Raw genomic sequence first — 325 nt, forward strand, 5'->3', positions numbered from 1 at the left:
CTCGTCGGGGCTGTCGGCGATGGCGCTGTCGCCGATGATGTCGTGCCGCGATGCCGGTGCGCCCAGCGTCCGCGGCAGGTCGGTCATCTGGCGGAAGTCGCCATGCCCGCTGGTGACGCTGATCATCGCGCCGGCGGGAAAGATCCGCGGGCCCGGCACCGTGCCATCGTCGATGGCCGCCTTCAAACCCCACACCGCGCCGCCGACGTCACGCACGGTGGTGAAGCCGCGCATCAGCGTGCGCCGCGCCTCGGCGCCGGCGAGCAGGTTGACATAGCTCTCCTCGGCGGTCATCGCCGCCTGCAGCGGGATCGCCGCCAGCATG

1 pseudogene is annotated in these 325 nt (G+C 72.0%); it reads right to left on the reverse strand.

The annotated features are described in order from the left end of the window. A pseudogene (locus SB660_RS19540) lies at nucleotides 1-325 on the reverse strand (hypothetical protein); the annotation flags it as partial.

Source organism: Bacillus sp. SIMBA_005, from assembly GCF_046535585.1.
In the GTDB taxonomy this organism is placed as follows: Bacteria; Bacillota; Bacilli; order Bacillales; family Bacillaceae; genus Bacillus; species Bacillus pumilus.